This window comes from Ruegeria sp. AL3, from assembly GCF_056536065.1.
In genome coordinates this window covers 777,315-801,019 of the sequence record NZ_JBQFJG010000002.1, presented here as the reverse complement: position 1 = coordinate 801,019, position 23,705 = coordinate 777,315, and the positions used below count along the sequence as shown (strand labels likewise).

Annotated in this window: 24 protein-coding genes; 15 read left to right on the top strand and 9 right to left on the bottom strand. The window is 59.1% G+C overall.

Annotation, left to right across the window (positions count from 1 at the left end; all coding sequences use genetic code 11):
- Positions 1 to 32 precede the first annotated feature (32 nt).
- Positions 33 to 1,064, bottom strand: coding sequence for a D-cysteine desulfhydrase family protein (locus ACR3E6_RS20065; protein ID WP_480488981.1), 1,032 nt, complete (start codon positions 1,062 to 1,064; stop codon positions 33 to 35).
- A gap of 181 nt (positions 1,065 to 1,245) precedes the next feature.
- Positions 1,246 to 1,938, bottom strand: a complete 693-nt coding sequence (locus ACR3E6_RS20060; protein WP_480488979.1) for a Crp/Fnr family transcriptional regulator — start codon at positions 1,936 to 1,938, stop codon at positions 1,246 to 1,248.
- A 187-nt stretch (positions 1,939 to 2,125) separates the two neighbouring features.
- On the opposite strand from ACR3E6_RS20060, the gene hemA reads away from it, so the two are divergent.
- The gene (hemA, locus tag ACR3E6_RS20055; protein ID WP_171723698.1) at positions 2,126 to 3,349 is read left to right on the top strand and encodes a 5-aminolevulinate synthase; all 1,224 of its coding nucleotides are present in this window, start codon (positions 2,126 to 2,128) and stop codon (positions 3,347 to 3,349) included.
- Between the two features lie 55 nt (positions 3,350 to 3,404).
- Here the strand turns inward: hemA and ACR3E6_RS20050 are convergent, their stop codons facing one another.
- From ACR3E6_RS20050 to ACR3E6_RS20025, 6 genes are read right to left on the bottom strand one after another with little or no spacing between them, the layout of a single operon-like run.
- Positions 3,405 to 3,692, bottom strand: a complete 288-nt coding sequence (locus tag ACR3E6_RS20050; RefSeq protein WP_171723697.1) for a cytochrome C oxidase subunit IV family protein — start codon at positions 3,690 to 3,692, stop codon at positions 3,405 to 3,407.
- A 4-nt stretch (positions 3,693 to 3,696) separates the two neighbouring features.
- On the bottom strand, positions 3,697 to 4,245 hold the full coding sequence (locus ACR3E6_RS20045) for a cytochrome c oxidase subunit 3 (RefSeq protein ID WP_480488977.1): 549 nt from the start codon (positions 4,243 to 4,245) through the stop codon (positions 3,697 to 3,699).
- Positions 4,242 to 6,164 (bottom strand): nitric oxide reductase activation protein NorD, encoded by a 1,923-nt coding sequence (locus ACR3E6_RS20040; protein ID WP_480488975.1) that lies wholly within the window; start codon positions 6,162 to 6,164, stop codon positions 4,242 to 4,244. The genes ACR3E6_RS20045 and ACR3E6_RS20040 overlap by 4 nt, the downstream gene beginning before the upstream one ends.
- Before the next feature lie 8 nt (positions 6,165 to 6,172).
- The gene (locus tag ACR3E6_RS20035; RefSeq protein WP_371732252.1) at positions 6,173 to 6,982 is read right to left on the bottom strand and encodes a CbbQ/NirQ/NorQ/GpvN family protein; all 810 of its coding nucleotides are present in this window, start codon (positions 6,980 to 6,982) and stop codon (positions 6,173 to 6,175) included.
- Positions 6,983 to 6,987: 5 nt separating this feature from the next.
- Positions 6,988 to 8,355: a cbb3-type cytochrome c oxidase subunit I gene (locus ACR3E6_RS20030; protein ID WP_152460361.1), complete on the bottom strand. Its 1,368-nt coding sequence runs from the start codon at positions 8,353 to 8,355 to the stop codon at positions 6,988 to 6,990.
- Between the two features lie 16 nt (positions 8,356 to 8,371).
- Positions 8,372 to 8,821 carry a c-type cytochrome gene (locus tag ACR3E6_RS20025; RefSeq protein ID WP_152460362.1) on the bottom strand — a complete coding sequence of 150 codons (450 nt, stop codon included), beginning with the start codon at positions 8,819 to 8,821 and terminating at the stop codon, positions 8,372 to 8,374.
- Between the two features lie 325 nt (positions 8,822 to 9,146).
- Between ACR3E6_RS20025 and ACR3E6_RS20020 the strand changes: the two genes are divergently transcribed.
- Positions 9,147 to 10,259: a Hint domain-containing protein gene (locus ACR3E6_RS20020; RefSeq protein ID WP_480488972.1), complete on the top strand. Its 1,113-nt coding sequence runs from the start codon at positions 9,147 to 9,149 to the stop codon at positions 10,257 to 10,259.
- An 18-nt stretch (positions 10,260 to 10,277) separates the two neighbouring features.
- Here ACR3E6_RS20020 and ACR3E6_RS20015 read toward each other — a convergent pair whose 3' ends face one another.
- The gene (locus ACR3E6_RS20015) at positions 10,278 to 11,474 is read right to left on the bottom strand and encodes an NnrS family protein (RefSeq protein ID WP_480488971.1); all 1,197 of its coding nucleotides are present in this window, start codon (positions 11,472 to 11,474) and stop codon (positions 10,278 to 10,280) included.
- Positions 11,475 to 11,719: 245 nt separating this feature from the next.
- On the opposite strand from ACR3E6_RS20015, the gene ACR3E6_RS20010 reads away from it, so the two are divergent.
- The 13 genes from ACR3E6_RS20010 to ACR3E6_RS19950 all read left to right on the top strand — a co-directional run bounded on the left by ACR3E6_RS20010 (position 11,720) and on the right by ACR3E6_RS19950 (position 23,678).
- The gene (locus ACR3E6_RS20010) at positions 11,720 to 13,396 is read left to right on the top strand and encodes a cytochrome D1 domain-containing protein (RefSeq protein WP_171635900.1); all 1,677 of its coding nucleotides are present in this window, start codon (positions 11,720 to 11,722) and stop codon (positions 13,394 to 13,396) included.
- A gap of 124 nt (positions 13,397 to 13,520) precedes the next feature.
- Complete coding sequence (locus ACR3E6_RS20005; protein WP_480488969.1) at positions 13,521 to 15,305, top strand: NapC/NirT family cytochrome c; 1,785 nt, start codon at positions 13,521 to 13,523, stop codon at positions 15,303 to 15,305.
- 55 nt (positions 15,306 to 15,360) lie between these two features.
- Positions 15,361 to 15,762, top strand: coding sequence for a cupredoxin domain-containing protein (locus ACR3E6_RS20000; RefSeq protein ID WP_171635896.1), 402 nt, complete (start codon positions 15,361 to 15,363; stop codon positions 15,760 to 15,762).
- Positions 15,763 to 15,960: 198 nt separating this feature from the next.
- Positions 15,961 to 16,722 carry a uroporphyrinogen-III C-methyltransferase gene (gene cobA, locus ACR3E6_RS19995; RefSeq protein WP_480488967.1) on the top strand — a complete coding sequence of 254 codons (762 nt, stop codon included), beginning with the start codon at positions 15,961 to 15,963 and terminating at the stop codon, positions 16,720 to 16,722.
- Positions 16,715 to 17,098: a c-type cytochrome gene (locus tag ACR3E6_RS19990; RefSeq protein WP_171723690.1), complete on the top strand. Its 384-nt coding sequence runs from the start codon at positions 16,715 to 16,717 to the stop codon at positions 17,096 to 17,098. Before cobA ends, ACR3E6_RS19990 begins: the two co-directional genes overlap by 8 nt.
- The gene (locus ACR3E6_RS19985) at positions 17,095 to 18,240 is read left to right on the top strand and encodes a cytochrome D1 domain-containing protein (protein WP_480488964.1); all 1,146 of its coding nucleotides are present in this window, start codon (positions 17,095 to 17,097) and stop codon (positions 18,238 to 18,240) included. The genes ACR3E6_RS19990 and ACR3E6_RS19985 overlap by 4 nt, the downstream gene beginning before the upstream one ends.
- Before the next feature lie 3 nt (positions 18,241 to 18,243).
- The gene (gene ahbB, locus ACR3E6_RS19980; RefSeq protein ID WP_171635890.1) at positions 18,244 to 19,233 is read left to right on the top strand and encodes a siroheme decarboxylase subunit beta; all 990 of its coding nucleotides are present in this window, start codon (positions 18,244 to 18,246) and stop codon (positions 19,231 to 19,233) included.
- On the top strand, positions 19,230 to 19,679 hold the full coding sequence (locus tag ACR3E6_RS19975; protein ID WP_171635888.1) for an Lrp/AsnC family transcriptional regulator: 450 nt from the start codon (positions 19,230 to 19,232) through the stop codon (positions 19,677 to 19,679). The genes ahbB (ACR3E6_RS19980) and ACR3E6_RS19975 overlap by 4 nt, the downstream gene beginning before the upstream one ends.
- Entirely contained in the window at positions 19,676 to 20,158 is a 483-nt protein-coding gene (ahbB, locus tag ACR3E6_RS19970; RefSeq protein ID WP_171723688.1) for a siroheme decarboxylase subunit beta, read from the top strand. The genes ACR3E6_RS19975 and ahbB (ACR3E6_RS19970) overlap by 4 nt, the downstream gene beginning before the upstream one ends.
- Positions 20,159 to 20,161: 3 nt before the next feature.
- Complete coding sequence (nirJ, locus tag ACR3E6_RS19965; RefSeq protein ID WP_480488962.1) at positions 20,162 to 21,376, top strand: heme d1 biosynthesis radical SAM protein NirJ; 1,215 nt, start codon at positions 20,162 to 20,164, stop codon at positions 21,374 to 21,376.
- Complete coding sequence (locus tag ACR3E6_RS19960; protein WP_171635881.1) at positions 21,351 to 22,904, top strand: nitrite reductase; 1,554 nt, start codon at positions 21,351 to 21,353, stop codon at positions 22,902 to 22,904. The genes nirJ and ACR3E6_RS19960 overlap by 26 nt, the downstream gene beginning before the upstream one ends.
- Positions 22,861 to 23,124 (top strand): hypothetical protein, encoded by a 264-nt coding sequence (locus ACR3E6_RS19955; protein ID WP_171169778.1) that lies wholly within the window; start codon positions 22,861 to 22,863, stop codon positions 23,122 to 23,124. The genes ACR3E6_RS19960 and ACR3E6_RS19955 overlap by 44 nt, the downstream gene beginning before the upstream one ends.
- An 89-nt stretch (positions 23,125 to 23,213) precedes the next feature.
- Positions 23,214 to 23,678 carry a DUF2946 family protein gene (locus ACR3E6_RS19950; protein WP_216600140.1) on the top strand — a complete coding sequence of 155 codons (465 nt, stop codon included), beginning with the start codon at positions 23,214 to 23,216 and terminating at the stop codon, positions 23,676 to 23,678.
- Positions 23,679 to 23,705: the final 27 nt, after the last annotated feature.

Genomic DNA, 23,705 nt, shown 5'->3' with positions numbered 1-23,705 from the left:
CCGCAGGACCAAAGGCGAAATGCTGCGCTGTTTCAACTCGGTTGCAACTCGTCCTGGTATCCGAACAACGCAGGTTGACCACCCGTGTGCAGCAGAACAACTTTCTGACCTTTTTTGATGATGCCTTGTTCAAGCAGTCCAAGAAGCCCCGCAAAGGTTTTGGCAGAATAAACAGGGTCAAGAAAGATGCCTTCGGAGCGCGCCATCAGGGTCAACGCCTCGCGGGTTGCTCGACCGACCCGCCCATATCCGGGTGCCAAAGCGCCGTCCCAGGTACAGATGTCTTCCATGACCAAAGCAGGGTCGAAACCCATCATGGTCGCCAATCGCCTCAGGACCTTTTGCAGACGCGCGTGCTGCTGGTTCTGATCGCGACGCACGCATATGCCGTAGACCGGCGCAGACTGCCCGACTAAACGCAATCCGGCCAGGAACCCGCCATGGGTTGCCCCGCTTCCAGACGGCACCACTGCGGCGTCGAAATCGCTGATCTGAGTATGCAACTCGGCCGCCCCCGCCACATAGCCCAATGCCCCCAGCGGAGGGTGATCGATGCCCAGATGGATCACGTATGGTTTTCGACCCATAGCAACTAGATCCTCGGCACGTTCGTGAAGAGCGCCGTCAGCGCCCGCCTCGTCCTCACCCCTGGGATAGCCAATATGTTCCGCCCCCAGAAGCTGTGCCAGAAGAACATTTCCGGATCGATGGTAGTATTCGCCCATATTCGTCACGCGGTCCTCCAATTGAAGAACGGATGACATTCCCAGCTTTGCCGCCGCAACTGCCGCAGTGCGCACGAAATTGGATTGCACGGCACCTGTGATCAGGATGGTGTCCGCCCGCTGCCTCAGCGCCTCGCCCATATAAAATTCCAGCTGGCGGGTCTTGTTTCCGCCGAAGCTGAGCCCGGTCAGGTCGTCGCGCTTGATCCACAGGTCCAGCCCCAGTTGGTCAGAAAGACGCTCAAGCCGTTCGACCGGTGTGACCGATGTCATCAACCTTGCGCGGGGATAGTTTGAAAGCGCTGCGTCTATCATGGACCAGGTGCCCTTCATTTTCATGCAAAAGACTCGTGCCGATGGATGGCACTGCTGATCAGGATAGTGAGGTTTTGGAAAGCGTGGAAGACAGCCGGTCACGCGCAAAAGCGTCCGACTGGAGCCCCCGTTGAAGCGGGCCAGTTTCGGATCACGGGTTTTCCGTGAATTTGCAACGTCAAAGTGTCCGGTCGACGGTGATCAATCACCTCTCGCTGGTGTCGCTTTCGGCGTAGTTGCGCAAATCGTCCATGTCGGCGATATCCGCGTGGTTCCTGTTGATCTTGACGCCAACGGGTTTCAACCGCGAAAACGCGCGGCTCAGGCTTTCGGGCTTCATCCCCAGACGTCCGGCGATCAGCATCTTGTCGTAAGGCAGTTCCACCTCGCAGTGACCGGACTCGCGATCGCACAGGTTCAACAGAAACTCTGCAACGCGTTGCGCCCCGGTTTGCGCCTTCAATTGCTCCAGCTGCGCCACCAGAGCATGCAGATGCGTGAACGTCGCAGCCAGAATTGAAACGCCGATTTCCGGGTCTTCCTTCATCAGGGACAGCAGCACCGGGCTGGGAATGTGCATCACTTCACAGGCTGAGACGGCTTCGGCGGACACGGGATACGGCACGTTGCGCAGCGCAACGGCCTCACCAAAGCTTTCTCCGCGGGTGAAAACGCTCACCACCGCTTCCGCCCCGGTCGGAGAGATACGGAACAGCTTGACCCAACCCGCCAGCACGACGTGCACGGCCTTGGCTTCTTCCTCTTGCAGAAAGATCGTCTCGCCACGGTCATATTGCCGCCAAATCGCTTGCCGCAGCAATGTATCCACATGCTGATCCGGCAAGCTGCGCAGAAGCAGAGACTGCCGCGCAATCGCCTTTTGTGCCTCGTGTGACATGAAGGCACTCCCTTCTTCATCCAGTCCGGGCGATGGCCCGGGATATCATCCCCAATGCCCTGCTATGCCAAAGCCGGCGTGGCAGTGCCAGCCTTTTTCTTGAAGATCAACTTGACAATTGTCATGTCACAGAGCCCGTCGCTGTCCTAGGTTTGGTTCACAGCCAGTTATCCGGGGAGCATGTCAGATGGATTTCGAGCGATTTTTCAGCCAGAGCCTCGACGCTTTGAAAGATGAAGGGAACTATCGGGTTTTCATCGACTTGCAGCGACGTTGCGGAGCCTTCCCGAACGCTCGCCAGACCGATGGTTCGATCCAGCGGGATGTGCGTATCTGGTGCTCGAATGACTACCTTGGAATGGGGCAACACCCTGCGGTCATCAACGCCATGCACGATGCGCTGGAGCGTTGTGGCGCCGGTGCGGGCGGAACGCGCAACATTTCGGGCACGACGCATGACCACGTTCTGCTTGAGGCAGAATTGGCAGATCTCCATGGCAAAGAGGCCGCTTTGCTGTTCACCTCGGGCTATGTATCAAACTGGGCCGCTCTGGGAACGCTGGCTGCGAAGATCCCCGGTCTGATCGTTTTCTCTGATGCGCTGAACCATGCCTCGATGATCGAAGGCATCCGCCACTCACGGGCGCAGAAGGTGATATGGAAACATAACGACCTTGCGGATCTGGAGGCCAAACTGGCCGCCGCCGACCCCGACGCGCCCAAGATGATCGCCTTTGAATCCGTCTATTCCATGGATGGTGATATCGCGCCGATCAAGGAAATCTGCGACCTGGCCGAGAAATACGGCGCGATGACCTATCTGGACGAAGTTCACGCCGTCGGCCTCTATGGCCCGCGCGGTGGTGGCATTGCCGAGCGTGAGGGCCTGATGGATCGCCTGACCGTGATCGAAGGCACGCTGGGCAAGGCCTTCGGCGTGGTTGGCGGCTACATCGCAGCCTCCGCAGCGCTGTGCGATTTCGTTCGCAGTTTTGCTAGCGGCTTCATCTTTACCACGGCCCTGCCGCCTTCGATCGCGGCCGGTGCTGCCGCATCTATCCGGCATCTGAAGCAGTCAAGCGCCGAGCGTGATCTGCAAAAAGCCCGTGTGGATCAGGTGCGCGCCCGTCTGGATGCGGAAGGGATACCGCATCTGCCGAACCCCAGCCATATCATCCCGGTGATGGTGGGCGACCCGCTGAAGTGCAAGTTCATCTCGGATACGCTTCTTGAAGAATTCGGCATCTATATCCAGCCGATCAACTATCCCACTGTCCCCAAAGGCACCGAACGTTTGCGGATCACGCCGTCCCCGGTCCACACAGATGAGGATATCGATCATCTGGTCGGTGCTTTGTCGGCGCTCTGGCAGCGTTGTCAGATCGCGCGGATCCCACTGGCCGCTCAGTAATCAAGGCCCCCCTTTGCTTGACTTATGCCGCCTCTCGGGGCGGCATTTTTTTGCCTCAGATCAGGTAGAGCGCAAAGATCACTACTGAAAATCCCGTCAACACCATGGTGAACCCACGCAGCCAGCTTTGGCTGTTCTCCAAATCCAGATAGTGTTTCAGGATCACGCGGGCCTTGATCAGCGCCAACAACAGGATACCGCCAGCAATGATCGCGGTCGGTGCCCCAATCAAGGTCAGCAGCGCGGATCCCACGCTGAGTGCCAAGAGCCCAAGCCACGCCTGGGTCAGAGAGTTCGGCGACCTCTGACGTGAACTGTTCGTCAAAGATGAAGGTTGGGCCATCCGACTATCCCAGCAGATAGATCACTGGAAACAGCATGATCCAGACCAGGTCCACCATGTGCCAGAACTGCGCGCCCGCTTCGACGTTACTGGGGTCGTCGCGCCAGGACACCAGCAACAGAATTCCAACCCCGGCGAGGACATGCGCGGCATGAAAGCCGGTCAGCATATAGTAGAACAGAAAGAATGGATGCGTTTCGTATCCTATCCCCTGAGACGCCTTGTCGGCGTATTCCGTACCCTTGATGATCAGGAACACGACACCCAGAAGCGCGGCAAAGATCAACGCCAAACGGGCCCGCAAACGTTGCATGCTCCGCCGCCAATGCAACGCCTGTGCGGCCAGATAGCCGGATGTCACCAATACCGCCGTGTTCAAGGCCGCACCCGTGCGATGCAGATGCGACTGCGCCTCGGCAAAGCCCGCCGGATCGGTCAGACGTACCCCCATGAAGGCGATCATCCCCGCGCCAAAGACCAGCAGTTCCGAAATGATCAGAACCCACATCAGGAACTCGCCCGGCAGTTCGTTGATCAGAGGGGCATCACTCATCCGCCGACCAACTGGCGATAGATCTGCGGCAGGGCCATGGTCAGGCGATGCGGATCTGGAATGACGGCGAAACCGCCCTGCCCGAACATGCGCGGAAACCAGCTTTTGCCGGTTTTATCGATGGTAACGCCGAACACCGACTGTCCGGCCCGGCGCGCCTCGCGTATGGCCATGCAGGTATCTTCGATGCCGTGGCGCCCCTCGTAGTGATCCAGGTCGTTTGGCTTTCCGTCGGTAATGACCAGCAGCAATCGGCGCTTGCGGGACTGGCTGGCCAGATCTGCTGAACAGTGTCGGATTGCCGCGCCCAACCTTGTATAATGTCCGGGGCGCAGCGACGCGATGCGCTGTTCAACTTTGGTTCCCATCGGTTCGTCAAACCGTTTGCAACGCTGCACATAGACGCGCTGACGCTTGAGGGAGCTGAACGCATGAATGGCGAAATCGTCACCGCAAGCATTCAGGCCCCAGGCCAAGGCCGCCAGCGCCTCGCGTTCGATATCGATCACGGCGCGGCCTGTGACCGCGCTTTCGGTGGATCGGCTGACATCCAGAAGGATCGACACCGCCAGATCGCGGGCCTCGGGGCGGGATTGCATCCAGACGCGTTCCGTCCCTTCACCATTTGCGCAGCGGTCAACCTGCGCCCGAACTGCGGCTTCCATATCCAGCTGGTCCCCGTCCAGATGGCCCCGGGTCATCACGCGCCCCGGGCGCAGTGCCTCGAATTGGCGCTTGACGGCACGAATGCGCCGCGCAGTGGCCGGATCCTTGCCGAACTCGGCAGCATCGTCGCGGATATCGGCATCCGAAAGCAGAACGTTCACATGATCCGGCAGGTATTGACCCGTCCGCACGTCCCATTCGGGATATAGAATACGGCCTGACAGGCGTTCGCGGTTGACGTCTTCGGGCGCCAGATCAAGGTGAAGCTTCAACCTGGTAGGCGGCGCCTTTGAGATCTGACCAAGACCGATCTCTTCCTGATCGTCAGCCGCCTTCTTGGCGTTGTCGGGATCGTCGTCATCGATGCGACGGTTGATATTCAGAAACTCGGCCCAACTGAGGATGGCTTCGAACTTGTGCAGAATGAAACTGTCGCTGCGCTCGGCCTGATCCGATTTGCGGCGCCGGGCACGGTGTGTCTTTTCGCCGGATTCCTCTGGCGGGCCTTCGGTATCGGGGTTTTCAACCTCGTTGTGTTCCGAGAACCCAACTGCGCGCAACTCCGGCCACAGGGGAACCGGGCGCAACGGCTGATAGCCGCGCGGGGCGATCAGGTCGTCGTCAAGTGCCAGAAGGTGCTCGGCCTGATCCGACAGGGGCTTGGGATCGCCCAGCATATGACGGATCAGTTCTTCGACCGCGGCCTCGGCAGGCGGCAGGCTGGGGATGTCGCGCTGATACAGCACACCCTTGCACAGCTCGGTATACAGCGGACGCAAGCCTGGCGCATCGTCCAGAGTCGCCTCGACCATATGCCGGGCGGCGATCAAGGCACGCAGGTCGGCACGCAGAGGATCTTCTTCGTCAATTCGGGTTCCGGCATGGGCCGCGGCGGCGGCCAACCAGACATAGAGCGCGCCGTTTGCCTCGCGCGCGGGGAATACTGCCAGACGGTCGGGCAGACGCAAAATCTCTCCGTCGAACGAGGCGCGCGGCATCAATTCCACTTCGGTTGCAAGTTTGCGGCGCCAACTCAGGCGGTGGCGCGAAACCTCGGGTGAGACCGGGCGCAATTCAACGCCCGGACTACCCCCAAGCCCCCGAAAGAGGACTGCCAGCCGCCCCGCGACCTCGGAAAGGTCGACCGCGGCTCCAACATGCACCTGGGGTGCATCGAGGCGGCTGGCAAGGGTGTGCCACAGTTTCCCGATGGTTTCTTCGGGTTCCCATGGCTCAAAGTCGATCCTGACCATCGCCGGCCTCACCCAAAGACGGCGGTGACAAGATCGAGGAGCCCGCGTTTGATATCCTCGTCATCGGTCAGAGGTTCGATCATGGCGGCAAGGATGGCGCGGTCGGTGGACATGCCCTGCGCGATCAGCGTCGCAGCATAGACGACCAGCCGGGTGGACACGCCTTCCTCGAGGTCCTGACCCTTGAGCCCGCGCAGCTTGCCCGCCAACCGCACCAGCGGCTTACAGCGTTCCAGCGGCAGGCCGCTTTCCTGCGCGACCACTTCGGCTTCCATCTGAGGCGAGGGAAAGTCGAACTCCAACGAGATGAACCGTTGGCGGGTCGAAGGTTTCAGGGTTTTCAGGATGTTCTGATAGCCGGGGTTGTAGGACGCCACCAGCATGAAACCGGGCGCGGCCTCAAGCTCTTCCCCGGTGCGGTCGATCGGCAGGATGCGCCGATCGTCGGTCAGCGGGTGCAGCACCACGGTCACGTCCTTGCGGGCCTCGACCACCTCGTCGAGATAGCAGATCGCACCTTCGCGCACCGCGCGGGTCAGGGGGCCATCGACCCAGACGGTTTCGCCGCCCTTCAGCAGATAGCGCCCGATCAGGTCGGCGGCAGCGAGATCGTCGTGGCAGGCCACTGTGTAAAGCGGGCGGCCAAGCTTCGCGGCCATATGGGCGACAAACCGGGTCTTGCCGCAACCCGTCGGGCCTTTCAGCAGAACCGGCAGGTCGTTTTTGTAAGCGGCGTTGAAGACGTCGCACTCATCGCCCTGGGGCAGGTAGAAGGGGGCGTTTGCCGCCCCCTCTTTCAGGTTCATGGAGCCATCCATATCCATCACTCCGCAGGGGTTTCAGCCGCGCCGGGTTCGATGACCTCTTTGCGGGGAACCCAGATCGAATAGATGAACAGCAGCGCCCCGAGGACAACGACCAGACCAGAGCCAAGACGCATCCAGTAGAAGATCGCGATCTGGTCCTGTACGTCCATGAAGTAGTCTCCGACCACGCGCTGCATATGTGTCTGCACGGTGCCGCCGAAGGTCAACACGAAGGTCATGAAGACCATGCCGCTGGTCATCAGCCAGAACGAGCCCATGTTCAGAACCTGATTGTAGGGATCACGGTTCTTCAGGATCGGCATCGCATAGCTGAAGATCGCCAGGTTGAGGCAGACATAGGCGCCGTAGAAGGCCAGGTGACCGTGGGCTGCGGTGATCTGCGTGCCGTGGGTGTAGTAGTTAACCCCGTGCAGCGTGTGCAGGAAGCCCCAGACACCGGCACCGAAGAAGGCCAGCGTGGCACAGCCCAGCGACCACAGCAGCGCGGCCTTGTTGGGGTGGTCCCGGCGGCCCTTCCAGACCATGACGAAGGCAAAGGCCATCATCGCGAAGAAGGGGATCACCTCGAGGCTCGAGAAGATCGAACCGATCCACTGCCAGTATGCCGGCGTGCCGATCCAGTAATAGTGGTGGCCGGTGCCGAGGATGCCCGAGAACAGCGCGGCGGCGACGATGACGTATAGCCATTTTTCGACTACCTCACGGTCAACACCGGTCAGCTTGAGCATCAGATAGGCCAGGATCGAGGCCATGATCAGCTCCCACACGCCTTCGACCCACAGGTGGACGACATACCACCAGTATTGCTTGTCCAGCGACAGGTTGCCCGGGTTGTAGAAGGCGAACAGGAACAGCAGCGCCAGACCCCAAAGGCCCAGAAGCAGGATGTTGGTAATGGCTGTCTTCTTGCCTTTCAGAACGGTCATCGACACGTTGTAAAGGAAGATCAATGCAGCCACGACGATACCGGCCTTGACCCATTTGGGCTGTTCCAGGAACTCACGCCCTTCTTTGCCCAGCAGCCAGTTGCCTTCGAACAGGTTGAAGACATAGGTGACGACCACGCCCAACGTACCGACAACAAGGATGATCAGTTGCAGATAGGCCAGCTTGGGCGAGTGGATCTCGCGCTCGGCTTCTTCCGGGATCAGGAAGTAGGCCGCACCGAAAAAGCCTAGGATCAGCCAGACGATCAGAGAGTTGGTGTGCAGCATCCGCACGATGTTGAACGGCAGAAGCTCACTCAGGAAATTGGGGAATACATAGATGAAACCGGCCAGAAGGCCGCCAATCACCTGTATCGCGAACAACGCCATGGCTACCGCAAAGTAGGCATAGGCGATTTTTTGGGATTCGTATTTCATTGTTTCGTTCCCTTTCTCAGCCTGCCTCGTTGGGCGGCCAGCCCTGCGCGTCGATATTGTCCGTCCAGATCAGGAAGTTGGTCAGGTCACGGAGTTCTTCGTCGCTGAGGTTGAAATTGGGCATCTGCCGACGACCGGGAATGCCGGTCGGTTGTGCTTCCATCCAGCCCTTGAGGGATTCAAAGGCTGATTCCGGGTCGTCCAGCACGCCCCAGCGGGTCATCACGTTGCCGACTTCGGGGGCAAAGTAGGCCCCTTCACCCAGAATCGAATGACAGTTCACACAGGCGTGTTTTTCCCAGACATGTTTACCCCGAACCACACTGTCATCGAGTTTCGCGGCATTTTCAGAATTGACGATATACCAGTGGGAATGGGCCGAAAGGGCCAGAAAGATGAGAATGAAGAACAGTGACCCGCCATAAAAAATATTGCGGGCCATGCTCTTTGTCATGACGTCTCGCATTGCGCTCTCCTTTGCGCAGATTAGCTAGTGTCAGCAACATGACGGGCGGGACGCGGTAGTGCCTTAACGAAAGTCAAGACCTGTCACGAGATCAACCGGACGGTTCAGAATTGAACGATTTGGACCGGCTGATCGTCAGGGGAAGAAGAGCTGCCAGTCAATTTGCGAACAGCATTTCCGTATTGAGTGTTCTCTCCATTGAATGGCCATTGAATTGACGCAAGTATTTGCCAAGCAGTATGGAAGGAAGGAAAGTCAGCGCACTTTCCTTGCTGTGTCAAGATTTCCGGTGCCTCGGTAGCGCCAATGGTTAAAAGGTAAGAATATGGCAAACTATTCCTATATTGGTTACGCCCCCGGGGTCATTACGGTCGATTTCAACTTCGGCCCCGATTTCATTACGCTTGACCCCAATTACGACCCCGCAACAGACCGTCGTGTATTTGATGTAACCGATGCAGCTGGCGGAACGATCCTGAACGGGGCGAACCCTCTGCCCGATACCGGCACTGTGTTCAATGGTGACCGATTCAACAACGAAAACGGTGACGACGCCACGCAAACAGGTGTGGTGACCAACCTGGACGGATCGACCACTTTTGCCAACGGAGACATCTACCTTGAAGAATCCTATTCCCTGACCAATCCATCGGGCGGAACGATCGATGTGTTTCGGGTCGAAGTCGAGGGCACATTGGTTGGCTACATCACGTCCGAGCCCCTGGTTCCGGGCCTGACCTATACGTTCCAGGTTTCGAACGTTACCCCGACCAACGCCCCTGACACGACGGACCCAACCACGATTGTCGATGTACCTTGCTTTGTTGCCGGAACACGGATCATGACCCCAACCGGTCCAACTCCGATCGAGGATCTGAAAGTTGGCGATGTCGTTTTGACCGCGGACAATGGGCCGCAACACATACGCTGGATTGGCACGCGACATCTGGACCAAGCGGCGCTTCGCGCCCGTCCCAGGCTGAAGCCCATCCGGATCGAGGCCGGTTCACTGGGCGATCAGTTGCCCGAGCGTGATCTGTTCGTGTCACCGCAACACCGCATGCTGGTCCGGTCGCCGATTGCGGTCAGAATGTTCGACGCCGAAGAAGTTCTTGTTCCTGCTCACATTCTTGTCGGCGTGCCCGGCATTTCATTCGCTGATGACACCCGTGCGGTGACCTATGTCCATCTTTTGTTCGACCGTCACGAAATCATCTATGCGGAAGGCGCACCCTCCGAAAGCCTGCTTACCGGCGCGCAGGCCTTGTCCAGTGTTCACCCGGACGCACGGGCGGAAATTCTTGAATTGTTCCCTGAATTGGATCAGTGCAATTACGTTCCGCTGGCCGCACGACGGATACCGGAAAAAGGGAAACGCGCTCGTGCCTTGGTCCATCGTCATATCAAGAACGCGCGGCCGCTGATCGCTGAACGATAAGCGCCGCCCGAACAGACTTCAGGACTGTTGCACGGCGCGGGGGCCGGTCAGGGCAGGCCACATGGCAAACAGATACAGCCCCATTGCCGCGATCCAAAATCCATCCGCAGTCAGCATCGCCGCTATGTACCCTCCCGCCATGTCGGATCCCAGCCAACGCACAAGCGCTGCAACCGCCATCAAGCCATAGGCAATCGCCATGGGCTTTGGCGCGACAAGGGGGCGACCGCTGTGGCCTAAGGCGGCGCGGCTCATTACGGCAAGGGTCATGCCGCCAACGCAACCAATACCCAGAACGTGGAGCGCGCCGATCTCATTTCCCATTCCAATGGCAGCCATCCCCCAGAGAACCAGACCCAGGGCCAGCATCCCGAGGCCCAGATGCAGGGCGATCAGGATCGGTTGACGCAAAGCCCAGCCTGTTCTCCAACGCGCCATGCGTAGCAGTTGAACAAAGCCCATCACCAAAGCAACAGCTCCCGCAACAGGCCCGACATCAAGTGCAAGCACAAGCAGGGGCAGCAGCAGCGCCAGAATCATCGTCGCCCTGTCCAGCCAGGCCACGGTTACCGGCCACGATGCTTCGGGTTGACCCGCTCTTTTCATGGCATTGCGAGTAAAAGCGGGCGTAATCCGGCCGCCCAGGATCGCGATCATCGAACACAATGTCAAAAGCCCGGCCCGGATGCCGGTGTTCAACGTATCCACCGTGACCCCCATCCATTCCAAATGGACCATTACATTCGAGGCCAGCATCAGAACCAGAAGATACAGAAACACCATATTCTGGGGCTTGGGTCGACGAACCAGTTGACTGGCAATCTTCAGCGCCAGAATGGGGACAAAGCTCAGGTCCACAACAGCGACGAACAAGGGTGGCAACACTCCGGAAAACCAGACCGCCAGACGCCCGGCCATCCAGATCAATGCGACAAGCGTGATAAAACGGGCCCGCGCCTCGGGCGCACCGGTCCAGTTCGGCACGGCGGTCAGAAAAAATCCCCCCAAGGCGGCCGTTGCATATCCAAAAATCATCTCATGCGCATGCCACATCACCGGGGGCATCGCATAGCTTTGGTCCATATAGGGCATCAGTCCGTCGAGCGACGCCAACCATACGCCCCACGCGACCCCTGCAAACATACCGTAAAGACCCGCCGAAAGAAAAAAGACCCGGAACCCTTCACTGAAAACACGCGCGATTACAGCTGTCATGCCTGCTCTCCATAGCTTTTTCCGCCGTTGAACAATGTGTATTGCCCACAAGACCCGGCGCCCTTAACCAAAATCAAGACCGGGCTTAAACATGTGTGAAAAACACAAGTTTTATTGGGGGTTTTGATCCGTGTTTTCTGTCCAAAGTGCCTGGTCTGCGCCCTTCCCGTTGACTTTGGTCAAGGATGACATCCACGTGATGTTTCACTCTCGACACCGCCTCACCACGCATATGGAGAGTGATCATGTCACTTGGAATCAGCTACAACAAACCCGGCCGCGCCTTCGGGGTCGGATTGGCAATGTTGTTGGGCAGCGTCGCTGCTCCGACTTTCGCCGAAGAGCCAACTTTGAGCGAAGAAGCCTTTGAATCGTCTAAACAGCTCTATTTCGAACAATGCGCAGGCTGCCACGGCGTCTTGCGCAAAGGTGCCACGGGTAAAAACCTGGAACCGCATTGGAAAAAGACCGCCGCCGACGGCACAGTAACAGAAGGCGGCACCCTCCAACTGGGGCAGGAACGTCTTGAAAAGATTATCGCCTGGGGTACCGAAGGCGGCATGAACAACTTCTCGGACATCATGACCGAGCAGGAAATCAAGGATATGGCGACCTACATCATGATGGAGCCGCCAAAACCACCTGAAATGTCGCTGGAACAGATGATGGCGACGCGTAAGGTCTATGTCGAAGAAGAGGACTATCCGACCGAGCCGCTGCACGGCCGCAACTGGGAAAACTTCTTTGTCGTCATCGAACGTGACGTCGGCAAGGTGGCCGTGATCGACGGCGACACCAAAGAAGTGCTGACGCACATCCCCACCGGCTATGCAGTGCACGTTCTGAAAGCATCCGAGCACCACTCGCTGGAAGAGCCTGAACAGCCTGGCCGGTTCTGGTACACCATGGGTCGCGACGGCAAGATGACCAAGATCGACCTTTGGCAGACGCCGGACAAGATGTTGGTATCCGAAGTCAAGATTGCATATGACGCCCGTGACGTCGCCGTTTCCGGCGATGGTAAATACGTCATCGGTGGTGGCTACTGGCCGCCGCACTTTGCAATCGTTGATGCCCAGACCATGGAACCGGTCAAGGTCGTATCGACCCGCGGCGTGAACGTTGACGGCGAGTATGTGGAAGAAGCCCGGGTGGCTGCCATCTACACCACTCCGAACGAACCCACCTGGATCGTTGCAGTGAAAGAACTGGGACAGCTGTGGCAGGTCGATTATACCGATCTGGACAACCTGCGGATCGACAAGATCGACAGCGCCAAGTTCCTGCATGACGGGTTCTTTGACCCGACAGGCCGTTACTTCCAGATCGCTGCAAACGCGTCGAACAAGATGGTGGTTGTCGATACCGAAACCCACAAGCTTGAGGCGATGATCGACACAGCCGCGCTGCCGCACCCTGGTCCGGGCGCCAACTGGGTCGACCCGAACTGTGGCCCTGTCGCTGGTACAACCCACCTTGGCGTTGGCACCGTGACTGTCTGGGGGAACGATCCGGAAAACCGTCCGGATGATGCCTGGAAGATCTGCTACGAAGTGGAAACCGACGGCCCCGGCCTGTTTGTCCGCACCCACCCGAATTCGGACTACATCTGGGCTGACCAGACCAAGCACCCGGAGCCTGAGATTCAGCAATCTGTGCAGGTCATCTCGAAAGAGACCGGTGAGATCGTGAAAACCATCCAGATCACCGAAGACGAAGGCAGCGCCGCTGTTCACTTCGAATTCAACGCGGATGGCACCGAGGTCTGGGTCTCTAAGTGGAACCTGTCGGACTCGAAGGAACCCAACGGTCAGATCGTGATCTTCGACGCGAAGACGCTGGAAGAAATCGGTCGGATTGAGGGGCTTTACGCCCCGACCGGCAAGTTCAACGTCTACAACCGGTCGAACCACGTCACCTGACGAGGTCAGGACGACTACAGGAAAGGGCGGGCCCCTCGCCCGCCCTTTCCTTGTTTGAGTCATCAGCCAAACTCACCGGCCTGCCACCAAGGGCCAGACAATACAGCCAAAACGGAGCCCGGATATGACCTCCGAACCGGAAAAGAAAAAACCGATCTGGCGCCGGTATTTCCTATGGGGAATGCCTGTGGCCGGTATCGCCGGGGCCTTTGCCGCCGGCATCATCTTCTGGGGCGGGTTCAACACCGCAATGGAAGCCACAAACACCAAGGAATTCTGTATCTCATGTCACGAGATGCGAGATTTTGTTTACGAAGAATACACCGGCACGATCCATGACGTGAACCGGTCGGGCGTGGGGGCTGTCTGTTCCGACTGCCACGTGCCCAAAGACTGGACCCATAAGATGATCCGTAAGATCAAGGCGTCCAAAGAGCTGTATGGCAAGATGGTCGGTACCATCAACACCCGTGAAAAGTTCGAGGCCAAACGTGTACATCTGGCCATGAACGAATGGGAGCGGATGAAGGCCACAGACTCGCGCGAATGCCGCAACTGTCACGATTTCGAATCGATGATGCCCGAATTCCAGAAACCACGCGCCCGTCAGCAGCACCTCAATGCGATGACTGTCGGACAGACCTGTATCGACTGCCACAAGGGGATTGCACACTCGGATGCACGCGAACGGGCGGACGAAGAGTATCTGGAAAAGCTTGAAGCACCGAACCCGGACTTCATCCGGCCCATCCCTCCGGAATATCTGGCCAGTCTCGAAAAGATCGAAGCCAAAGAGGCCGCTGAAGCAGAAGCAGAAAAAGCCGCCAAAAAGGCTCAGCAAGAGGCCGTTCAAGCCCAGATCGCAGCGGCTGTTGACGCTGCTTTAGACGAAGAACGCGCAAAAACCTCCGGTGAAGACGCCGCGGCGCCCTCTGGCGGCGCAAGCGACGTTGGGTCCAACATCGACTGGAACGCAGTGGCCGCGGCGGATCTGAAACTCTTCTACCCTGGTCAGGCCTCGTTTGAATGGGTCCAGAATGGCAAGTTCCATGGTGGCGCGCGCCCCCTGACCAAAGGCGGGGATCAGTGCACCACCTGTCACGCCAAGGAACTGGACACCATCGGCAACAAGATCGTTGCGGGTGGAGATCTTGAGCCAACCCCGATTCCGGGCAAACGCGGTGTCATCGATGCAACCGTTCAGGCGGCGCATGACGACGAAAACCTGTACATTCGCCTGCAATGGCCGGACGCGGGTCACAACCCTGCCCCGTTCGTCGATGGCGGCAAGATGGACCCGGACAACCAGATAAAGGTTGCCATGATGATTACCGGCACTGGTATCGAGCTTGGCGATCAGGTGGGATGCTGGGCTTCGTGCCACGCCGACAACACCTATATGCCTTTTGCGCCCGAAGTGGATGCGATCGCCTCCAATGCGGATGTTGCCGGTCGCCTCAATGCCACGGACACCGTTACCAAGTACATCAGCGAAAGCCGCACGGATGTTGAGATCAAAGGTCGCCGCGGCAAGACCCTGGGGGGCTGGGACAAGCTGAAGGCCGAGGAACAGATCGAGCAGTATCTGGCCGACGGCACCTATCTTGACCTGATGCGTGTCTACGCCGACGGAAGCGCCACCAATGGCTATCTGTTGGAGCAGCGCGTGGTCAATGATGGTGAAATCGCCGCATCGGCCGAACTGTCCGGTGGCATGTGGACCGTGGTGTTTACACGCCCCCTGAATTCGGGCGCGCCCGGTGATGTGCCATTGGAGGCGGGCAAAACCTATACCGTTGGCTTTGCCATCCACGACGATTTTACCGCCGCACGGTTCCACCACGTGACGCTGAATACCAGCCTGGCGCTGGATGATGACAGCGCGTTCATCAACGTAGTCAAACAATGACGGATCGGGGCCGGGTAATCCGGCCCCGGCCACTTTTGGAAAGGAGACATGGACCATGAAACCCCTTCGCCTTCTTCCCGCGCTGCTGCTTCTGGCCGCGCCCGCCTGGGCGGACGAAACCGCCGAAATCTGTGCCGAGGCCGAAGAGCGCTATGTCGAGTTGTTCGGTCAGCCTTCGTCGGCCGTCGAAGACGCCGAAGTGGTGCTGATGTACAAATACAATTTTTGCCCATCCGAATTGACGGTGAAGGCAGGCACAACTGTCCGATGGGTGAATGTCGACAAACGCACCAGCCATTCCGTTCTGTTGAAGGATGGCAGCCAACCTGAAAGTGATCGGCTGTTCCCCGAGGAATCGGTTGAACTGACCTTTCTCACGCCCGGCCCACAGGACTATCTGTGCGGCCCGCATTGGGAGACACAGAACATGATCGGAATGATCACCGTCGAACCCTGAAACAAGGCACAATACAGGCAAGATGAAGGAGCGCGGGCGCAAATCCCGCGCTCCTTAACTTATGTCAAGGAGGTTGGTTTTCGATTGGGCCAATCTTCCCCCATGACACGCCCGGTCCACCCAGCAACGTCTTGCAAACGCAACGGATCTGCATGGGATCCCGGGTCTCGAAGACTTTCAGACCAAGCGAGTTTGCACATGAGCGGTAAGGTTTTTCTGATTGGCGCAGGCCCCGGCGACCCCGAGCTAATGACCCTGCGCGCACTGCGGATGCTGCAAGAAGCGGACGTCGTGGTTTATGACCGGCTGGTGTCCGCCGACATTCTGAACTTGCACGCGGAAGGCGCCCGGCTGATCCCTGTCGGCAAGGCCCCCAAATGCCACACCGTTCCGCAGGACCGCATCAACGAAATACTGCTTGAAGAAGCCAGCGCAGGTCACACGGTTGCCCGGCTGAAAGGCGGCGACCCCATGATCTTTGGTCGCGGCTCGGAAGAGGCTGCCTATCTGATGGCCCGCGGTGTCGCTGTCCAATACGCACCGGGCATCACGGCAGCCCAGGGGGCGTCTTGTTCGACGGGTGTGCCGCTGACCCATCGCGGGCTGGCGACCTCGGTTCAATATGTCACCGGACATCGGCAGGCCGACAAAGTACTGGATCTGGACTGGAAACGTCTTGCCGATCCGGACTCGACACTGGTGGTCTACATGGGCGTCGCCAATATCGGTCAGATCGCCATGGGGTTGATGACCGAAAACCTGCCGGGCTCGACGCCGGTTCTGGCGGTGGGCAAGGCCACGACACCTGATGAGCGTCGTCTTGTGTCACGGCTTGACCAGCTGGCCACGGATGTTCGCGCGGCCGACCTGAAGGCGCCGACGCTGTTTATCATTGGCAAGGTGGTTTCGCTTTATGCCGAACGGCCTGTGGCCGAGCTTCTGGAACAGGCCCATGGCTAAGCTGGGAAGACGAGATCAGGGGATTGTCCAAACATGCACCGACAGATCGCCGGGGCGCTCGGGGTGGGCGGCGCGAACCTGTCTGACCATTGCCGTTCTGGCCGCGACCTCTGCTTTCGCGGCGGATGTCATCGATCCCGATACCCTGAAAAGACTTGTGCATCAGGATTGCGGTTCCTGTCACGGCCTGTCCCTGAAAGGCGGTCTTGGTCCCGATCTGCGCAGTGAGACACTTGAACATTACGACGCGGATGTTTTGACCAGCGTCATCCTTGACGGCATCCCCGACACCGCGATGCCCCCATGGCGGCCCCTGATCAGTGAAGAAGAGGCCGAATGGATCGCCCGTTACCTGCTGGAACAGGAGGCACAATGAAACATTTCATTCTTGGCCTTGCAGCCACATTGATGATCACCACAGCGCAGGCTGAACCGACCGCGACAGGCGACCTTGGTCTGGTCATCGAACGCGCCAAGGGCTCGGTGCTTCTTGTGGATCAATCCGACCGTGCAGCTCTGGCCCGGATCGAGGGATTGGGTGATCTGTCGCATGCGTCTTTGGTCTATTCGCCTGATGAACGGTTTGCCTATGTGTTTGGCCGCGACGGCGGGCTGACCAAGATCGACATCGTGACCCGCCATATCGTGAACCGCGTCGTGCAGGCCGGCAACGCCATCGGCGGGGCGATTTCGGACGATGGCAAGCTTGTGGCCGTGTCGAATTACGAACCCGGCGGCGTGCGTGTGTTTAATGCGGACACGCTTGAGATGGTCGCTGACATCCCGACCGACAGCAAAACCATCGGCCTGGTCGATGCGCCGGGTCGGCGGTTCGTTTTCACGATGTGGGACACTGGGGAAACCTGGATTGCCGATTTCGCAAAAGGCACACCAGAGATCACCAAGATCCCAGACATGGGCAAGAACCCCTATGACGCGCTGATCACTGCCAATGGCCGCACCTATATCACCGGTCTGTTTGGCGAGGACGGCCTGACCGCGCTGGATCTGTGGGCCGAAACACCCGAACCGATCCGGGTTCTTCCCGATTACGGGCGTGGTCAGGAAGAAATGCCGGTCTACAAGATGCCTCATCTGGAAGGCTGGGCGCTGACGGGCCGAGAGTTCGTTTTGCCCGCTGTCGGCCATCACGAGGTTCTGTGGATCGACGCCGACACTCTGACCGAAACGGGACGGACCAAAACCCACGGGCAACCGGTCTTTGCCATGGCCCGCCCCGATGGACGGCAGGTCTGGGTGAATTTCGCCCACCCGCTGAATGACACTATTCAGGTGATCGACAGTGTCAGCAAACAGATCATCCACGAATTCAAGCCCGGCCCCGCAGTCTTGCACATGGAGTTCACGCCGCGCGGGCATGAAGTCTGGATCAGCGTGCGCGACGCCAACAAGGTCATGGTCTACGACACGCACAGTTTTGAAAAACTGCGCGAGATCGACGCCGACAGCCCGTCTGGCATCTTCTTCACCGCCCGTGCGCACAGAACGGGGCTGTAAACGATGCGACATATCACGGACCCGATCGACCGTCGCCTGCTGGACGAATTTCAGCGCGACTTCCCGATCACCGAGAGACCGTTCCAGATGCTGGGTAACGCACTCGGGCTGGACGAAGCAGAAGTCATTCATCGCTTGTCCCGGATGCGCGCCACGGGCCGTATTACACGGGTTGGCGCCACCATCACACCCGGCGCGGTGACGGCCAGCACGCTGGCTGCCGTGGCGGCTCCGGAAGATCGGTTGGAGGAGGTTGCCGCCCTGATCGATGCCGAACCCGGCGTGAATCACAATTATCAACGCGAAGACGCGTGGAACCTGTGGTTTGTTGCGACCGGACCGGACCGCACGCATGTCAACGATACTCTGGCGCGGATCAGTCGATCCACCGGATTGCAGGTGCTGGACCTGCGGCTGGTACGCCCTTTCAACGTGGATCTTGGTTTTCGCATGACTGGCGGAGTCAAAAACGTACCTACGGCGCGAAAGGTCGATGCATCCGTCATGCGCGAGGGCGATCGCTGCCTGCTACAGTCTCTGAGTTCCGGGCTGTCTTTGGTCTCAGAACCCTATGCCGCTCTGGCTCGTTCGCTGAAACGGGATGTGACCGACGTGATGGAGCGGGTCGAAGCCCTGCATGCCGCCGGAATAATCTCGCGACTCGGCGTCATTGTGCGTCACCGGGCGCTTGGCTGGTCGGCCAATGCGATGGTGGTCTGGGACCTGCCGGCAGAACAGATTGAAACCGCCGGTCCGGCTTTGGCCGCCTTCCCGGGGGTGACCCTGTGTTATGAGCGTAATCCGGTTCCCGATGTCTGGCCATATCGCCTGTATTCCATGATCCACGCCCGTACACGCAATGAGGCTTTGGATGTTCTGGCGGGTGCGATTGCATTGCCCGAATTGGCCGGCGCACGGAACAAGGTCCTGTTCTCAACCCGCTGTTTCAAACAGACCGGCGCGCTGATTCAGGCAAAGGAGGTCGCCGCATGACGCTGGACCAAACGGATCGAGCGATCCTGAATCGTATGCAAGAGGATCTGCCGCTTACTTCGCGCCCTTACGCAACCGTCGCCACAGAGCTTGGCCTGTCCGAGGCGGAATTGCTGTCGCGTCTGAGCCGCATGAAAAATGACCGCGTCATCACGCGGTTCGGTCCGTTTTTCGACGCCGCGGCCATGGGTGGGGCTTTCTGCCTTTGCGCAATGGCCGTTCCAGACGAAGAATTCGAAACCGTCCTGACCAAAGTCAATGCACATCCCGAGGTGGCACATAATTATGAACGCACGCATCGGCTGAACATGTGGTTCGTGCTGGCCACCGAAACGCCCGAGGGGATCGAGGCCACCGCCGATGCCATCGAACGGGAAACGGGGATCCGTGTTCTCCGTTTCCCCAAACTTCAGGAATTTTTCATCGGCTTCCGGGTGGCGGCATGATCGACGCAACAGACAGACAGATTATCGAGTCGCTCCAGGGTGGACTGCCCTTGGTGGTCGCGCCCTATGCGCAGGTCGCTGCCGATCTGGGCCTGAGCGAGGCCACCCTGCTGGACCGGCTGGCCGCGCTGAAGGCGCGCGGGGTGATCCGACGGATCGCGGCAGCCCCCAACCATTACAAGCTGGGCATGACGTCGAACGGCATGACCGTCTGGGACGTGCAGGATGACCTGATCACCGAACTGGGCGCTCATATCGGGGCACTGCCTTTCGTCACCCATTGCTATGAACGGCCCCGCGCCCTGCCCGACTGGCCCTACAACCTGTTCGCCATGGTCCACGGCAGCTCGCGCGATGAGGTCGAAGACAAACGCGGGCAGATTGCCGCGATTCTGGGATCGGCCTGCTGCGGCAGCGACATCCTCTATTCCACGCGCATCCTGAAAAAGACCGGGCTGCGCCTGAAACAGAAAGGCTGAAACATGTTCCGCCTGACCGAATACATGCATCAGCTGGTCAAGCCGACTCCGGTGCGCAAACGGCGCCCCGGTCCGGTAAAGCCGGTTGTGATCTGGAACCTGACGCGGCGCTGCAACCTGAGGTGCCGCCATTGCTACACCGTCTCGGCGGATGTCGCGTTCCCAGGTGAGCTCAGCCATGAGCAAGCCATGGTAACCCTTGAGGATCTGGGCCAGTTTCGCGTCCCGGCCCTGATCCTCTCGGGTGGGGAACCGCTGGACCGGTTCGATTTCTTCGACATCGCAAAACGCGCCCGTGATCTGGTGCCAATGCTGGCCTTGTCGACCAACGGGACCCGGATTTACGACGAAACCGCCGATATGATCGCGGATGTGGGCTTCAACTATGTCGGCATTTCGCTGGACGGGATCGGAGCGACGAATGACTGGTTTCGCGGCGTCGAGGGCGCTTTTGCGGACGCCCTGCGCGGCGTGCGAGAGTGTAAAAAGCGCGGCATCAAGGTTGGCCTGCGGTTCTGCCTGACCGAAGGCACGCAACATCACTTGCCTGACTTGCTGAGCCTTTGTGATGATGAAGGTGTCGACAAATTCTACCTGTCGCATCTTGTCTATGCGGGGCGCGGCGACAAGAACCGGGGCGAAGATGCCGCGCATCAGCGCACGCGCAAAGGCCTGGATCTGTTGCTGGAACGCGCCTGGGAAGCCGCATCGGGCGGCCGTCCGCTGGATATCGTGACCGGGAACAACGACGCTGATGCCGGATATTTCCTGAACTGGATTCGCACGCATTTCGACGCCGAAAAGGCTGCACATGTGCGCGCGCACCTGGCTGCGTGGGGTGGAAACTCAAGTGGCTTGGGCGTTGCCAATATCGACAATCTCGGCCGGGTCCATCCGGACACTTACTGGTCTGACTACACGGTGGGCAACGTAAAGACCAAATCGTTTTCCGAACTCTGGACCGGCGATGATCCGATGCTTGCCATGCTCCGCACCCGCCCACGCCCGCTGAAGGGGCGCTGCGGAGCCTGCGAACTCAAGGACGTGTGCGGCGGCAATACCCGCATCCGCGCCCTGCAATTGACCGGTGATCCGTGGGCCGAGGATCCGGCCTGTTACCTGTCCAACCAGGAAATCGGTGTGGATGACGCAGGGGAACGCCTTCAGGTCACACCGTTTCGGGGGAAAAGCCATGATCCGGCGCATCAGTTCTTTTAAGACACTCACATTCGGTACGTTGTGCTCGGTGTTGCTGGCGGGCACCGCCTGGGCGGATGCCCAATCGGATTACGCTGAACATTGCGCCTCATGCCACGGCGAGAACCGTCTGGGCGGGGTTGGCCCCGCGCTGATCCCTGAAACGCTCAAACGCATGCGGGGTCCCCGGGTCGCTGCGGTAATCGCGGAAGGGCGCGCGGCGACACAAATGCCGGCCTTCTCGCACGAGCTGGATGCTCTGCAAATCGAAGAGCTGGCCGGTTGGTTGAAATCGCCGTTGGAATCCGACCCCGAATGGGGCGAGGCCCAGATATTGGCCAGCCGGACGCTGGACGAGGAATATGTGCCGGTGGATGCGCCCGTCTGGGACAGCGACCCGATGAACATCACCTTGGTTGTGGAAACCGGCGATCACCATGTCAGCGTTCTGGACGGCGACACGTTCGAGGTTTTGGACCGGTTCGAAACCCCCTTCGCCGTGCATGGCGGCCCCAAGTTCAGCCCGGATGGGCGGTATGTCTTCATCATGTCGCGCGATGGCTGGGTCCAGAAGTACGACATTTGGGCGCTGAAACAGGTGGGCCGCGTGCGTGCCGGCCTGAACAGCCGCAACATCGCCATGTCGGGCGATGGCAAATGGGTGGCCGTGGCGAACTACCTGCCCAACAGCCTGACGGTGTTGTCCACCGAAGACCTTTCCGTCGCAAAGGTCATCGAGGTCAAAAGCAAGAAGGGCCTGCCCAGCCGCGTCTCTGCGGTCTACCAGGCCCCTCCGCGGGAAAGCTTTGTTCTGGCGCTGAAGGATGTGCCCGAGATTTGGGAAGTGTTCTACGGCGCCAATCCCCCGCAATCCGGGCTTGGTCATGATTTCCGCATCGAAGGCCAGTTCAAGAACCCTGATCCATTCCCTGTGCGCAAGATCACCACAGCTGATTATCTGGACGACTTCTTTTTCGACCAGAGTTATGAATATGTCATGGGGGCGTCCCGCGATGGCAAGGGCGGGCAAGTGATTGATCTGGTGATCGGGCACAAGGTGGCCGATCTGGATTTGCCCGGAATGCCGCATCTGGGCTCGGGGATCACATGGAAACACGGCGATACGACCGTGATGGCCACGCCGCACCTGACAGACGGCGCCGTGTCGGTGATCGACATGGAAAGCTGGGAAACCGTCAAACGGATCAAGACCGAAGGGCCCGGGTTCTTCATGCGCAGCCATGAGAATTCGCCTTATGTCTGGGCCGATGTTTTCTTTGGCCCCAACAAGGACGCGATGCACGTCATCGACAAGCAAAGCCTTGAAATCGTAAAGACCCTGCGCCCTGCACCGGGCAAGACCGTGGCCCATGTCGAGTTCACCAGAGATGGCAGCCACGCGCTGGTTTCAATCTGGGAAGATGACGGCGCGGTGATCGTCTATGACGCGCAGACGCTGGAGGAAATCCGCCGCCTGCCGATGCGCAAACCTTCGGGGAAATACAATGTCTGGAACAAGATCACCTTCTCGGAAGGAACCAGCCACTGAGGGGAAATGGCCAGTTTGGAAACTGGCCATTCTGCTGTATCCGGCCACGGCGTTGACCGTGGCCATCAACCTGTTTTTGCTCGGGCTTATCCTGCACAGCGTCGGGTTCGGCGCAATCGAACCGGTGCCTGCAATCCTCTGGTCGATTCCACTGGGTATTCCTGCGGCATGGCTGGCCGGTCGGTGGCTGCGTGGATTGATGGATGAGGCCGACGGGTAGGTGCAAATTTTCAGGCACCTGACCTAAGTCAAGTTTCTGCCTGAAAGAATCCCCTAAGTTTCAGAAAAGAACGCCGAGCTGGATTCTCAATGCCTACCGTCCGCCCCCCGCATAGCCTGTTTGATCGCGTGTCCCGCGCGGTGTGCGGTTTGGTGGGTATTTTCCTGTTGCTTTTGCAGATGCTTGGCCCGGTGCTGGCGAGTCCCGGGGACAGCATGTGGATCGAGATCTGCTCGGAGGCAGGGGCGGTCTGGGTTGAAGTGGACCTTGAGGAAGGCACTGATGACCCGACCGCGCCTTGCCCGAAATGCGCCGATTGCGCGCTGTGCGCGGTGACAACGGCAGCCCCGCTGCCGGATCTGCCGCTGCTGATGCAATCCGAAAATGTACGGACAGTACCCGCTGCAATCGGGGATCTGTGCATTTTGTACAACTCAAGGCGACTGTGGCCCGAAACCCGAGGCCCCCCGTTCGCGACCCAAGAAGAATCTGAACGCGCCCTGCGCGCGTCCGTGGCGTCCACCCTAGCAACCGGAGGTGCGCCGTGGTCGTAAGTCGCGCAATCCATTTCCTGCTGGCTT